We start from the raw sequence: 14,295 nt of genomic DNA, 5'->3' as shown, positions 1-14,295 counted from the left end.
ATAAAAAAACGCCACTTTAGATCGTGACGTTTTAATCCATCGGTCAATAATCGAATGAGAAAGTATTAAAATTGATAACGCATGCCGAGAAACCAGCCATCTATAAAGACGTAATCATCCCCTAAAGATGAAGAAAACTTACTTGAGGATTCAAGATCAATGACTCGGTAGCCCGTTCTGAGTGCTAACTCATTCTCCCCTGTTGGGATACGGTATTGAACACCGGCAATAAAATCGGTGGTTTTGAAACCATCATTATCTGAAAAGCTAACCTCACCGAGGATATCCGCTGGAGTACTTGGAATATTGAGCTCCGCGGCGAGAAACCATGTCATCGCCGTTTTATCAAAATCGTTGGTTTGATTCGTCGCTCCATCACGATATTGAGTGTCTGAAAAATTGAGTAAAGCGATACCCGCATCAAAGTGCATCAGATCATGCTCAAGTACATGGTAATAAAAAGTGAGGTCGTATTTATCAAATGAGAGGTAATGAGTGTCAAATGTGGTGTAACGTAGCCTTAGATGTGGAATATACGGAAGCTGATTTTCAATGGTAAGGTAACCGCTGGGAAGCGCTTCATCTTCGCGTCGAATGTCGTTAATTTTGCTGTCCCCAAACCACATGTCGACACCAACATGAGCCTGCAACATCGGCTCAGCTGACGCGGAACAAGCAAGCAACGCTCCGCAGCCGCTCGCAATAAGGTGTGCCACTTTGATTTTCATCTGCGCTCCTACCTAGAAGAAAAACGATCTCAGGGTATGTCTTTACGATGAATATAGTAGCACTACTTATATTCTCACATCTTACAATCGAACGAGTTTAACCCCTGGGTTGATATACATAGTTTTTGAAAAACCATACGCCCACCATGACCACTAAAATCCATGGTAACAGTTTCAATGTTAAGCCAAGCATGCCAACCAATGACATCACAACAAACGCAAAACCGGCAGCAGCAATGAGAGTCACAAACGTTACCCCTGTGACCATTAACGTTGCGACAAACACTAAAACAAAAATGACTTCAAACATTCTCGCGTTCTCCTTAAAGTTATCCTTATTGATAAAGCAGAAAGCGCGCCAACTCAGAAAACAACACAACCCTTTGAATATAAAATAAAAAAACGGAGCCATTATGATGAGCCCCGTTTGTCACTCCAATTTAACTGGTAAAAATCACCAGTATTTGGCGAAAATTACACATCTAACTCTTGAGGAATTTTTGCCAATGCAGTTTGCACCACTTCAATGCCGGAGCCCGGCTTATGCGCATTTTCACTAATATAACGACGCCATTGACGCGCACCGGGCATATTTTGGAATAACCCCAACATATGACGTGTGATATGACCAAGATACGAACCCTGTGATAATTGCTGCTCGATATATGGGTACATCTCTTCCACAATTTGGCGACGCTTTTTCACTGGCGCCTTGGAGCCGAATAACTGTTGGTCGACTTCCGCCAAAATATACGGATTTTGATACGCCTCACGACCCACCATGACACCATCTAGGTGTTCAAGATGCAGCTTTGCTTCTTCTAGCGTTTTAATCCCACCATTCACTGCAATCACCAAATCGGGAAAATCTTTTTTAATCTGATAAGCGCGCGGATAATCGAGCGGTGGGATTTCGCGGTTCTGCTTCGGACTTAACCCAGAGAGCCAAGCTTTACGGGCATGAATGGTAAATTGCTCACATCCACCCTTTTCCGCCACAGTTGAAACAAATGCGGTCAGAAACTCATATGAATCTTGCTCATCAATACCAATGCGTGTTTTGACCGTCACGGGTATATTCACCACCGCTTTCATCTCAGCAACGCACTCGGCCACCAGCTCAGGCTCAGCCATTAAGCACGCACCGAAACGCCCATTTTGTACGCGATCAGACGGACAACCAACATTGAGGTTAACCTCATCATAGCCGCGCTCCTCAGCCAATTTTGCACAGCGTGCTAAATCCTGTGGATTCGATCCTCCAAGCTGCAGTGCCAGCGGATGCTCTTGTTGGTTGTAAGCCAGGAAATCACCTTTACCATGAATGATCGCTCCCGTCGTCACCATCTCGGTATAAAGCAGTGTTTGCTGAGAGAGCAAACGGTGAAAATAACGGCAATGACGATCCGTCCAATCGAGCATAGGTGCTACAGAAAAGCGGCAAGGTTCGAATTGCTTGGTTTTATCGGGGTTAGACACTGATTTACCTCAATATTTTTTGTTCAGTTATTGCCGTCAATCTCATGGAATTTCCCTAAAATTCGCGAACCTCATAGGCCGCGAACTCCGCTGTAAAACGACAGAGTAAAAAGAGTGGGCGCATTATACACAGATAAAGGTACGGTTTTAAAACAAAGCCGCATCGATGACATTTTTTGAATGAAGCAAAGTGGTCGCAATACATGTAGCACGTCAAAAGCAATGTTGAAAACAGCAGTACTAAGACACACAGCATCTTCTCGTTTTTTAACTCATTGGGTTGTCTGAGAAGCTCAACGGCTCAGGTACTATCAATTCGGAAGTATGGCCACCATTTTGAGCTCCTAGATACAAAAACAGGTGCAATAAACAACAAAAAAGCAGTGACTCGTTTCCGATCACGCTTTGGTGGCTTATAGTATTGGATAGGCAAGGTGCTTTAGCGTACAGTAGGGACGGATGGCGGTTTTGGTGACTGATTACATGGGCAAAACCTCTTGTCATTCGAAACTAGTATATGATTAATGCAGTCCAATGGTGATGGTGATTAGTTTGGACCAACAGCTAATAAAGCAAATTGAAGATATCTGCGTTGCACGAGGTGTACGGCTTACACCGCAACGAAAACGCGTTTTTGAGCTGATATGCGCAAGCAAAAAAGCCTCTAGTGCCTACGAACTTTTGGATGAGCTAAAACTGAGTGAACCTCAAGCTAAGCCACCAACGGTTTACCGAGCACTTGATTTTTTGATGGAGCAAGGGTTTATTCATAGAGTAGAATCAACCAATAGTTTTATCTCTTGCTGTTCATGTAATGCACATAAGCATTACTCGCACTTACTGATCTGTGATCGCTGTGCAAACGTAATTGAGCTACAAAATGATAGCTTAGTAGCCTTGCTAGAAGAAAATGCGGAGAAGCATCAATTTCAAATCACCAACCATGTGATTGAATCTCACGGCATCTGTGCCACCTGCTCCGCCGAGAAAACACAATAAAGCTAAAGAAGAAGATTTATGCGCGCTGAATTTGTAAACCCATTTTTAGCTTCTTTGATGAATGTGCTAAAAACCATGGCTTCTCTTGATTTGAAGCCACAGAAACCAAGAGTCAAAAAAGATGAGATCGCCCGCGGTGATGTGTCTGGCTTAATTGGTTTAGTTGGCCCACAGACCAAAGGGTCGATGTCGATTACCTTTGATGAAAGCCTGGCGCTGGAAATCATGGAGAACATGTTGGGTGAAAGACCAAATGGTCTGAATGACGAAGTCACTGATATGGTCGGTGAAATTACCAATATGGTGACAGGTGGAGCCAAACGTATCCTCGCAGAAAGTGGGTTTGATTTCGATATGGCGACCCCAGTTGTCGTTTCTGGTAAGGGCCATACGATTCGCCACAAATGTGAAGGGGCGATTATCATCATGCCGTTTAACTCTCAGTGGGGAAATGCGTTTATTGAAATCTGTTTCGAATAAACCTGCTTTCTCAACCGAGACCAATAAAAAAGCTTCCTAGGTGGAAGCTTTTTTATTTTAGCCAACGTACGTTGTTATTATTTTATTTGATGATGCCACGCTGCTTAAGATCGACCAAGCATAGCTCAACAAGTTCATCAACGCTTGCTTGCCCCGCAGGAAGGTCCAATTCAGGCTCAAGAGGAGCCTGATATTCAGAGTCGATACCGGTAAAGTTCGGGATTTCTCCTGCTCGCGCTTTTTTGTACAAACCTTTCGGATCACGTTGCTCACAGACATCCAGCGAGGTATTAACAAACACTTCTAAGAACTCGCCTTGTGGCAACATATTCCGAACCAGTGCTCGCTCTTCACGATGCGGGGAAATAAACGCTGAAAGTACAATTAGGCCCGCATCCGCCATCAGTTTGGATAATTCACCAATGCGGCGAATGTTCTCACGACGGTCTTGCTCTGAAAAGCCAAGATCACTACATAAGCCGTGACGCACATTGTCGCCATCCAGTAAATAGGTGTGATAACCCATTTCGGCAAGCTTATTCTCAAGCGCACCAGCAATGGTTGATTTTCCCGCGCCAGATAAACCCGTGAACCACAACACAGCGGGTCGCTGTTGCTTGAGTTTCGCTCGATAGGTTTTGTCGATAACATGCTGATGCCATACGACGTTTTCATCTTTCTCAGATGTCATAACACTTCATCCTTTTAAAACGGGAAAAACTGGGGAATCAAGGCCATCACCAAGACGGAATACACCACCGACAGTGGAATCCCCATGCGTAAATAATCTTTTAATTGGTAATTTCCTACGCTAAAAACCAGCAAATTGGTTTGATAGCCATAAGGTGAAATAAAGCTCGCACTGGCGCCAAACAGTACCGCCATAATAAACGGCATTGGATCAACGCCGTAGCTGATTGACATACTGTATCCAATCGGGAATGCTAGCGCCGCCGCCGCGTTGTTGGTAATCAGTTCAGTTAGAATCAAGGTCAGTAAGTAAGTGGCTAATAGTGCGCCATACACCCCCCAACCGTTGAACGTCTCCATAAATAGTTGGCCTAATCGCGCAGATAAGCCTGTTGATAGCATCAGTTGAGCTATGGATAACGCCGAGCCTACAATCACAACGATATCAACAGGGAAGCGGCGTCTGAGCTCACTTAGCTGCACCACGCCAGTAAAAAGCAGAGCAATAAGATAAATCGATAACCCTTTAATCAAAGGGAATATATCCAGCAGCGACAGGGCGATCACTCCGATGAATCCCGCAATGACTGCCATTGATTTTTGACTGTCTAACTTCGCGCTGGAGTCTAAATCATTAACTTGGACAAACTCTTTACGATGGACACGGCGCTCGGTATTAAAACGCTTCCCCGGAACCAACACCAGCGTATCACCAGCGTTAAGGACAACGTTACCTAAACCGCCCTCTAAGCGTTCATGTCCTCGTCTGATTGCCACCACTACCGCATCAAAGCGTTCACGAAAATGGCTAGACTTCAAGGTGCTGTTACAAATGCTGGCAGATGAGCTCACCACCACTTCAATCAAATGCTGGCCATTTAAATGGTGCTGGCCAAACAGGGTTAAGCCTTTGATCTCTTGTAAGGTCGCAACACTTTCTATGTCACCACAAAACAGAAGTCGATCACGCGCTTGCAGTTCAAAGTCTGGTTTGACCGACGGTACCGTTTGTCCTTCCCGAATCACTTCAGCGAGGAATAGCTTACGTAAGGCGCGCAGGTTATTTTCGGCAATACTTTTTCCAACCAACGGAGAACCTGGCTCGACGCGAGCTTCCAAAAAATAAGGCAAATCTTCTTGGCCTGCATCTTCATGGTTGGGCAGCCAGTAACTGAGCGGAATAAGAATCGCCATTCCACCCACCAGCACCGATAATCCGATCAAGGTCGGAGTAAAAAAGTTCAAACTTGGCAAACCTGCATCTTCAACGAAACTGTTGATGATCAAGTTGGTGGAGGTTCCGATTAGAGTCAACGTTCCGCCCAAAATGGCGGCGTATGACAATGGAATCAATAAGCGGGAAGGTGCGTGAGTTTGATTGCGTTTGATTGCGCCAATTAACGATACCACGACTGCGGTATTGTTGGTAAATGACGAGAGAAGCGCGGTTGAAAACCCGAGCTTGGCAACGACACTGGCTAATCGTCCACTGGATAAACTGCGGCTGATCCAGCTGATAAGACGTGTTTTTTCTAGTGCACTCGATGCCAGTATTAATAACACTAAGGTCAGTAATGACGAGTTAGTAAAGTTTGTGGCAACCTCATTGAGCTCAATCATGCCGCCCAAAAAAGCGATAAATGCCGCGCCAGCAAAAATGAAACTTGGTTTAATGCGAGTCGTCACTAACATTGCGATTACACCAAGTAAAATCGCTAACACAAAACCTTGCTGCCACATATGCGAATCCTAATAAAAGGGGGCCTTAGCCCCCTCGCCTCGACCGATTGAAAATCAATCTACTTAAGTAATTGACTCAGATCTTTTGCTTCCCAGTGAGGGAAGTGCTTGCGCACGAGCGCATTGAGTTCTAATTCAAATGCCGAGAAATCACCGGTTTGCTGCGCCACTTGTGCGAGGCTTTCGCGAATCAAGCCAGCGCCAACAGTGACATTGGTTAAACGGTCAATAATGATAAAGCCACCGGTATCAGCACAGTCTGTGTACTTATCTACCGCAATCGATTCATTAAGTGACCACTCACATAAACCAATCCCATTAAGCGGCAATTCACTGGCGTCAAAGCTCGATAGGTTGTTGATGTCATATTGATGACGTACGGCTTCGATACGACCTACCGTTTTCTTACCTGCCACTTTGATGTCGTAGTCACGCCCCGGTTGCAATGGCTGTTCGGTCATCCAAACCACATCGGCGAGTACGTGATTACTGATTTCAACATTGGCCTGTTGGTGAATAATTAAATCACCGCGGCTAATATCGATTTCATCTTCCAACGTGATGGTAACCGCCTGGCCTGATTGAGCTTGTTCAAGATCACCGTCAAACGTTACGATACGCGCTACTTTTGACGTTTTACCTGAAGGCAGTGCTTTAATGCTGTCGCCCACTTTCACTACGCCGGATGCCAACGTACCGGCAAAACCACGGAAGTCGAGATTAGGTCGATTCACATATTGCACAGGGAAACGCAATTCGCCAGTGCCACGCAATTGGTCAACATCAACATCTTCTAACATTTCAAGCAGCGGCGAACCTTGGAACCATGCCATTTTTTGGCTTGGTTCAACCACGTTGTCACCTTCCAATGCAGAGATTGGGATGATTTGAATGTTGATATCACCTTGCAGGTTTTTCGCAAACTCTTGGTACTCAGTACGAATTTCTTCAAAGCGTTGCTGAGAATAATCGACCAAATCCATCTTGTTGACGGCAACCACAAAGTGTTTGATGCCCAGTAGATCTGAAATAAATGAGTGACGGCGAGTTTGATCCAGCACACCTTTACGCGCATCAATCAAAATAACCGCTAAGTCACAGGTCGAGGCACCCGTCGCCATGTTGCGTGTGTACTGCTCATGTCCTGGTGTATCTGCAATGATGAACTTACGTTTCTGAGTGGAGAAATAACGGTAAGCCACATCGATGGTGATACCTTGCTCGCGTTCTGCTTGCAAACCATCAACCAGTAGCGCTAAGTCAGGGCGCTCGCCTGTGGTGCCCACTCGCTGGCTGTCAGAGTGAACGGCCGCTAGTTGGTCTTCATAAATTTGTTTGGAGTCATGGAGCAAACGACCGATTAACGTACTTTTACCGTCATCAACTGACCCACAGGTTAAGAATCTAAGCAACGATTTGTATTGATGCTGTTTCAAGTAACCTTCAATGCCCAACTCATTCAGTTGCGCTTCAACTGCACTATTCATTTTGCTTTCCTTCGATCCTTAGAAGTAACCTTGACGCTTTTTCAATTCCATCGATCCGGACTGATCATGGTCGATCGCACGACCTTGACGTTCACTCGATGTTGCAATCAGCATCTCTTCAATGATGCCGGTCAGCGTATTGGCTTCTGACTCGATCGCTCCCGTTAATGGATAACAACCCAAAGTACGGAAACGCACGCTTTTCTCTTCGATTTTCTCACCTGGCTGTAACTCCATGCGATCATCATCAACCATAATCAGCATGCCATCACGCTCGACGACAGGGCGTTTTTCTGCGAGATAAAGCGGTACAATTTCAATATTCTCTAGATAGATGTATTGCCAAATATCCAACTCGGTCCAGTTTGAAAGTGGGAAGACACGAATGCTCTCACCTTTATTGATTTGGCTGTTGTAAGTGTGCCAAAGCTCTGGACGTTGGTTTTTAGGATCCCAGGTATGGTTTTTGTCACGGAATGAGTAGACACGTTCTTTTGCGCGAGACTTCTCTTCATCACGACGCGCACCACCAAAGGCTGCATCAAATCCGTATTGATTCAACGCTTGCTTCAAGCCTTGAGTTTTCATGATGTCGGTATGTTTTGATGAGCCGTGAACAAATGGATTAATCCCCATCGCCAGACCTTCTGGGTTCTTGTGAACCAAAAGCTCAAAGCCGTATTTCTCTGCTGTCCGATCACGGAATTCAATCATCTCTTTGAATTTCCAGTTAGTATCGACATGGAGAAGTGGAAAAGGGATTTTTCCAGGGTAAAAGGCTTTGCGAGCCAAGTGCAGCATCACCGATGAATCTTTACCGATGGAGTACATCATGACTGGATTACCAAACTCGGCAGCGACTTCACGAATAATGTGAATACTTTCCGCTTCGAGCTTTTTCAAGTGCGTTAAGCGTTGTTGATCCATTGTTTGCTTCCTTTGCTGCTCTGACTCAGAACACTGAGCCTGCTGGCTAACCGTTATCAATTTTGTTAAGCGTATTGGCGCGATGCATCTTGAGGTTCGATACCAAACCATTGCAATTTGTCGGACAGCGCAACCACTTCCCCGACCACAATCAACGAAGGTGATTGTGCATCTTTCGCCAGTTCAGACAGTTGTGAGAGCTGACCTTTAAAAACTTTCTGTGTGCTTTGGGTACCGCGTTCAATGATCGCAATCGGAGTTGAAGCGTGGCGTCCATGTTCAATCAACTGTTGCTGAATGTACTCAGACTTCATAAGCCCCATATAAATCACTAATGTTTGCTGACCACGAGCCAGCGTCGACCAATCGAGGTCATCGCTTTCGGCTTTAAGGTGGCCGGTGATAAACATCGCTGACTGCGCATGATCGCGATGCGTGAGAGGAATCCCCGCGTAAGCCGTTGCCCCGGCGGCGGCAGTGATTCCTGGAACCACTTGAAAAGAAACGCCCGCATCAAACAACACTTCCAGTTCTTCCCCACCACGTCCGAAAATAAACGGATCGCCACCTTTAATGCGCACAACTCGATGACCTTGCTTCGCAAAGTCCACCAAGAGTTGATTGGTTTTTTCTTGCGGCACACTATGGTGACCCGCTCGCTTGCCAACGCACACTAAAATGGTATCGGATGGCACTAAAGACATGATGTCTTCAGACACTAAGTAGTCATAAAGCACAACATCAGCTTGCTGTAAGTAACGCAGGGCTTTCACCGTGAGTAGATCCGGGTCGCCCGGGCCTGCTCCAATCAGCGCAACTTCGCCGCGATTTAGCTGTGTTCCTTGTCTCAATGGGCCTGAAACTGGCGTCAAACGAGCTTGGCTCTGACGATCAGTTGGGAATTGAGAGATAGTGTCCTTGCTTATCATTAGTGTGATCCAACCCAAATGCTTGCAAGCATTATGGCGCTGACAACATATTACCTGAAATTCTAAAATTTCATTTTTTATTCGAAATACTGATAAGCACGGAAAGACCAAAGAGGAATAACGAATGCAGAATTGAGATATACAAAGGAATAATCGGTATTAAGAGAGGAATAGCTCACAGTTCACCGTCTAATTAAACTAGCATTTCCATGCAGTTTGTTAAATTACTCGCAGCAGAGTTTTACAAAAAACGGAGTTAACTAATGAAATTGGCAGTGAAACCACTCACTTTGGCGATCATCAGCTCTATGTTGACGATGTCCAGCGGTCTTATGGCGCAGACTTTAAAACTGCGAGTCATCGAAACCACCGACATCCATACCAATGTCATGGACTATGACTACTACAAGGATCAAGCCTCAAAAAAAATTGGCCTAACCCGCGCTGCCACACTGGTCAAACAAGCTCAAGGGGAAGTCGATAATAGTGTGTTGGTGGACAATGGCGATCTCATTCAAGGCAGCCCAATGGGTGACTACATGGCGGCAAAAGGGATTCAGCCAGGCGATGTTCATCCAGTCTATAAAGCCATGAATCAACTGGGTTATGACGTCGGCAATATCGGTAATCACGAATTTAATTACGGCTTAAATTTTCTTAAAGAAACACTAAACGATGCCAATTTTCCCTATGTGAACGCTAACGTTTATGATCAGCAAAGCCGTCAACACTATTTCACGCCCTATGTTATCAAGACATACCGTTTCAAAGATACTGATGGTCAGACTCAGACTCTGCGTATCGGTTATATCGGTTTTGTCCCCCCACAAGTGATGGTCTGGGATAAAAAGAACCTAGAAGGCAAGGTTTTTGTTGAGGATATCAAAGCCACCGCAGAGAAGTTTGTACCCGAAATGAAACAAAAAGGCGCGGACTTAATTGTTGCCATTCCTCACTCTGGCGTGTCTTCTCAACCTTATCAATCAGGCGCAGAAAACTCGACGTATTATCTTTCAGAAGTCAATGGCATTGATGCCATCACCTTTGGTCATTCGCATGCGGTCTTCCCCGGTGACGGCTTTGATAATATTCAGGGTATCGACAATCAAAAAGGAACAATCAACGGCGTCGCCGCAGTGATGCCTGGACGCTGGGGAAGCCATGTGGGTGTGATTGATCTTACCTTAGAGCACATACAAGGTCAGTGGCAGGTGATGACAAGCCAAAGTGAAGCTCGACCTATTTTTGATAAGAAAACCCAAAAATCTCTCGCGAAACCAGACGCTGAGATGGTCGCAGCATTAGACAGCGATCATAAAGCAACCCGTGATTTTGTGAATAAGCCAATCGGCCAAGCGAATGACGTGATGTACAGCTATTTAGCATTAGTACAGGACGATCCAACGATTCAAATTGTTAACCTTGCTCAACAAGATTATGTCGAACAATTTATCCAAGGCGATCCCGACTTGGCTGAGTTACCCGTGTTATCAGCGGCAGCGCCCTTCAAAGTCGGAGGTCGTAAGAATGACCCTTCTAACTTTACTGAAGTCGAATCAGGTCAATTGACGTTCCGTAACGCCGCCGATCTCTACCTGTATCCAAATACACTGGTTACACTCAAAGTATCAGGTAAAGAAGTCAAAGAGTGGTTAGAGTGCAGTGCAGGTCAATTTAATCAGATCGATACCAACACAACGGCGCCACAATCACTGATTGATTGGAACGGGTTTAGAACCTACAACTTTGATGTCATTGACGGTATTCAGTACCAGATTGATGTCACTCAACCCGCGAAGTATGACGGTGATTGCCAGATAACGCATCCGAAAGCACAGCGTATCGTTAATTTAACCTATCAAGGTAAACCTCTGGATCTGAGCCAAACTTTCTTAGTGGCAACCAATAACTATCGTGCTTATGGGGAAAAATTTGCAGGAACGGGTAGCGATCATGTCGCTTTTGACTCCCCAGATGAAAACCGCTCAGTGGTTGCGAGTTACATTAGCCGAGTTAGTCATGAAGAGGGCGAAGTGACCCCGAGCGCTGATAATAATTGGTCTTTTGCACCAATTCATAGTGAGACAAAGTTAGATATTCGCTTTGAGACATCACCAAGTGATAAAGCAGCGCAATTTATCAAAATGAAGGGACAATACCCAATGCACAAAGTCGCCAATGATGACGTCGGCTTTGATATTTATCGAATAGATCTTCAAAACTGATCCAGAGTTCTCTAAAGTAAAGCCACGGATTTATTCGTGGCTTTTTCATATTAGCTAACGTTGCAACTAATAAATATCGAGAGACTATGCACTCCCCCTCCCTTAACCATCAACTTGAATCCTTCGGTTTTTCCCACGAGGAAGCCCAGCAGCTCTTAGAAGTCAGTTCCCCACTCGAGCTTCCCACTCGTCATATATTGGTTCAACAGGGAGAAAAGTCGAACGATACCTACCTGGTGCTCAACGGTCTCGTTATAGAGAGTTACCTCACTCCGACTCAGGCAACTCTTCGAGACGGTTATTGGCCACAAGAGTTAATATTGGATATCGATAGCTTGCTCAACAATACGTGCAGTAAAATCTTATTAGAAACCCTAACCCCGGCATTGCTGCTGTGTGTGCCAGTCAGAGCTATACAGGAATGGCGAGCTCAACATCATCCATTGTATGTGCGCCTACTTGAACGTGCTCAACTTCAAGTGACCTACAAACAGCAATTTCTCTCGATTTACACATCACAACAGCATTATCAAATCATAACCGAACAGTTTCCTCATTTAGTGAAACAAGTTCCTGAACACCTACTTGCAACCTCACTTCACATGAGCTTGGATACCCTACAGTCAGTGAAACGCCAGTAGGACATAATAAAAGGAAGAGATTGACCATGATTGAGTGGCAAAGAATGCGCTTTGAACAGTTGACGAATGTTCAGCTTTATCAGCTATTGAAGCTCAGAGTGGATGTTTTTGTTGTCGAACAAACATGTCCTTATCCGGAGCTGGATAATAAGGATTTAGCGGCAGAGGTCTATCAATTGATTGGCATAAAAGATCAGGAAATTGTTGCGTGCGCTCGGTTGCTCGCCCCTGGCATTAGCTATCCGAGTGCCAGTATTGGCCGAGTAGCGACTTCCGCTCTGCACCGTGGAGGGGGGTTAGGACACGAGTTGATGCAGCAAGCCGTCGCGCACTGTTCAGCACTCTGGCCTCAAGACCGTATTGAGATCGGGGCACAAGCGCATCTTGAGCGATTTTATGCGCAACATGGCTTTGTTAAGTCTTCAGACACTTATTTAGAAGATGGCATTCCCCACATTGATATGCAAAGAGGTGTAAGCGAGGTTGACCGTTAACTTTATTTACTGCGCCCAAAACCGCCATCAGAAAGACGGAAAAACATCACAGAATGCCCTCCCTTATCCAATTGGAGGATATCCAACTGACCGTTCGCGGTCAGTTTAAAACGGACTAACTGCCCTTGCTTAATGTAACTCAGCGGCTTATCCGACCCCTCGACTTTAACCAACGCATTCAAATCAGACATCGGTAAACCGTTGTTGCGAAACACTTGTGATAAAGTATCACCACGCTTCACCGTATACTCTTTCCAAGCTTTCGATTTAAGCGCCGCTTGACCACTCACGGTTTGTTCGCTTAACCCTTGCGCATTGAGGTCCACTTCAATTCGCTGATTAGGTTCAGGTTGAGAATCCTGACTTGGGCTCGGAACGGGAATCACCAGTAGCACTATGACAACCAGCGCTAATACACAAAGAGCTCGCTGATGAAACGTTGGTAACCGAGCCCACAATTGACGAATAGATTGAACGTAAGAATGCCAATCAAACTGGGACAGTTTTTGTTTTACGACTTGGCTAAAATCAGCCTTTGGCTTTTTCCTACGGCGATTCATTCTTAGCTAACCTCCACTTAGTGATTGATTACCAGTATAAAAACAAGCACGTTGTTACGTATAGTGAATTTCATCTTATTCGGTGAATTAAACGTAAATTCTCGCATTCGTCGCGCCCAAAACCGGATCTAAGTCTCATTGCACACCGTAAGCCAAAACAGACAGGCTCGACGGTTTTATCAAGGGTTGAGAACTGGTATCCTGTGCGATTCTATACGTAACTGAAAGAGAGACAGTCATGTCTGAAGTAAAATTCGAAACTGTAGAGCAAAAAGCAAGCTACGGCATTGGTATTCAAATGGGCCAACAACTCGCAGGCAGCGGCTTAGAAGGTCTTAGTGTAGACGCCATTGCTGCAGGTATCGCCACTGCGCTTACTGGTTCAGAGCCAAGCATCGAGATTGACGAAATCAATCAAGCATTGCAAGCGATGCATCAAAAAGCGGAACAAGCACGTCAAGAAGCAGCTAAAGCAGCAGCGGAAGATGGTGAAGCGTTCCTTAAAGATAACGCACTGCGTCCAGAGGTGACTGTTCTTGATTCAGGTCTTCAATACGAAGTATTGACTGAAGGCAACGGCGAAATTCCAACGTCTGATAAGCAAGTACGCGTTCACTACCACGGTCAATTGACTGATGGCACTGTATTTGACAGCTCAGTATCTCGTGGCCAACCAGCAGAATTCCCTGTAACAGGCGTAATCAAAGGCTGGGTTGAAGCACTACAAATGATGCCTGTTGGCTCAAAATGGAAGCTTTATGTCCCTCACGACCTTGCTTACGGCGAGCGTGGTGCAGGTGCCGCTATTCCTCCATTCGCAGCACTAGTCTTTGAGGTTGAGCTTCTAGATATCCTGTAAGAAAATTCGCAAACATTTAACTTCAAGCGGCGCATAGCGCCGCTTTTTTTGTTTTAA

Annotated in this window: 15 protein-coding genes; 6 read left to right on the top strand and 9 right to left on the bottom strand. The window is 45.4% G+C overall.

Going from position 1 to position 14,295, the window contains the following annotated elements; all coding sequences use genetic code 11:
- Positions 1-65: 65 nt before the first annotated feature.
- The 3 genes from M1D72_RS08415 to dusA form a co-directional block, all read right to left on the bottom strand.
- Positions 66-728, bottom strand: coding sequence for a TIGR04219 family outer membrane beta-barrel protein (locus tag M1D72_RS08415; RefSeq protein ID WP_456296593.1), 663 nt, complete (start codon positions 726-728; stop codon positions 66-68).
- A gap of 97 nt (positions 729-825) precedes the next feature.
- Positions 826-1,038 (bottom strand): envelope stress response protein PspG, encoded by a 213-nt coding sequence (pspG, locus tag M1D72_RS08410; RefSeq protein ID WP_456296592.1) that lies wholly within the window; start codon positions 1,036-1,038, stop codon positions 826-828.
- Between the two features lie 164 nt (positions 1,039-1,202).
- Positions 1,203-2,150, bottom strand: coding sequence for a tRNA dihydrouridine(20/20a) synthase DusA (gene dusA / locus M1D72_RS08405; RefSeq protein WP_456297371.1), 948 nt, complete (start codon positions 2,148-2,150; stop codon positions 1,203-1,205).
- Positions 2,151-2,747: 597 nt separating this feature from the next.
- Here dusA and zur point away from each other — a divergent pair.
- Together zur and M1D72_RS08395 are read left to right on the top strand one after the other, a co-directional pair.
- Positions 2,748-3,206, top strand: coding sequence for a zinc uptake transcriptional repressor Zur (gene zur, locus M1D72_RS08400; RefSeq protein WP_390196579.1), 459 nt, complete (start codon positions 2,748-2,750; stop codon positions 3,204-3,206).
- A gap of 18 nt (positions 3,207-3,224) precedes the next feature.
- On the top strand, positions 3,225-3,686 hold the full coding sequence (locus tag M1D72_RS08395; protein ID WP_390196576.1) for a chemotaxis protein CheX: 462 nt from the start codon (positions 3,225-3,227) through the stop codon (positions 3,684-3,686).
- A gap of 82 nt (positions 3,687-3,768) precedes the next feature.
- On the opposite strand, the gene cysC is transcribed toward M1D72_RS08395, so the two are convergent.
- The 5 genes from cysC to cobA all read right to left on the bottom strand — a co-directional run bounded on the left by cysC (position 3,769) and on the right by cobA (position 9,459).
- Positions 3,769-4,377 carry an adenylyl-sulfate kinase gene (gene cysC, locus M1D72_RS08390; protein WP_456296591.1) on the bottom strand — a complete coding sequence of 203 codons (609 nt, stop codon included), beginning with the start codon at positions 4,375-4,377 and terminating at the stop codon, positions 3,769-3,771.
- 14 nt (positions 4,378-4,391) lie between these two features.
- Positions 4,392-6,116 carry an SLC13 family permease gene (locus tag M1D72_RS08385; protein ID WP_390196568.1) on the bottom strand — a complete coding sequence of 575 codons (1,725 nt, stop codon included), beginning with the start codon at positions 6,114-6,116 and terminating at the stop codon, positions 4,392-4,394.
- Between the two features lie 59 nt (positions 6,117-6,175).
- Entirely contained in the window at positions 6,176-7,603 is a 1,428-nt protein-coding gene (gene cysN, locus M1D72_RS08380; RefSeq protein WP_390196565.1) for a sulfate adenylyltransferase subunit CysN, read from the bottom strand.
- 18 nt (positions 7,604-7,621) lie between these two features.
- Positions 7,622-8,530, bottom strand: coding sequence for a sulfate adenylyltransferase subunit CysD (cysD, locus tag M1D72_RS08375; RefSeq protein WP_456296590.1), 909 nt, complete (start codon positions 8,528-8,530; stop codon positions 7,622-7,624).
- 65 nt (positions 8,531-8,595) lie between these two features.
- Positions 8,596-9,459, bottom strand: a complete 864-nt coding sequence (gene cobA, locus M1D72_RS08370; protein WP_456296589.1) for a uroporphyrinogen-III C-methyltransferase — start codon at positions 9,457-9,459, stop codon at positions 8,596-8,598.
- 263 nt (positions 9,460-9,722) lie between these two features.
- Between cobA and cpdB the strand changes: the two genes are divergently transcribed.
- The 3 genes from cpdB (at position 9,723) to M1D72_RS08355 (ending at position 12,819) form a co-directional block, all read left to right on the top strand.
- A complete protein-coding gene (gene cpdB, locus M1D72_RS08365) occupies positions 9,723-11,684 on the top strand; it encodes a 2',3'-cyclic-nucleotide 2'-phosphodiesterase (protein WP_456296588.1) in 1,962 nt (653 codons plus the stop codon).
- Between the two features lie 86 nt (positions 11,685-11,770).
- Positions 11,771-12,325: a Crp/Fnr family transcriptional regulator gene (locus M1D72_RS08360; RefSeq protein WP_456296587.1), complete on the top strand. Its 555-nt coding sequence runs from the start codon at positions 11,771-11,773 to the stop codon at positions 12,323-12,325.
- A 26-nt stretch (positions 12,326-12,351) separates the two neighbouring features.
- Positions 12,352-12,819: a GNAT family N-acetyltransferase gene (locus M1D72_RS08355; protein WP_456296586.1), complete on the top strand. Its 468-nt coding sequence runs from the start codon at positions 12,352-12,354 to the stop codon at positions 12,817-12,819.
- Between the two features lie 2 nt (positions 12,820-12,821).
- On the opposite strand, the gene M1D72_RS08350 is transcribed toward M1D72_RS08355, so the two are convergent.
- Positions 12,822-13,379, bottom strand: a complete 558-nt coding sequence (locus M1D72_RS08350) for a LysM-like peptidoglycan-binding domain-containing protein (RefSeq protein WP_390196551.1) — start codon at positions 13,377-13,379, stop codon at positions 12,822-12,824.
- Positions 13,380-13,617: 238 nt separating this feature from the next.
- Here M1D72_RS08350 and M1D72_RS08345 point away from each other — a divergent pair, with 238 nt between their 5' ends.
- Positions 13,618-14,238 (top strand): FKBP-type peptidyl-prolyl cis-trans isomerase, encoded by a 621-nt coding sequence (locus tag M1D72_RS08345; RefSeq protein WP_390196548.1) that lies wholly within the window; start codon positions 13,618-13,620, stop codon positions 14,236-14,238.
- Positions 14,239-14,295 lie beyond the last annotated feature (57 nt).

Source organism: Vibrio sp. AK197 (assembly GCF_053903115.1).
Note: the sequence above shows the minus strand (reverse complement) of the source record. Positions and strands in the feature narration are given on the sequence as shown.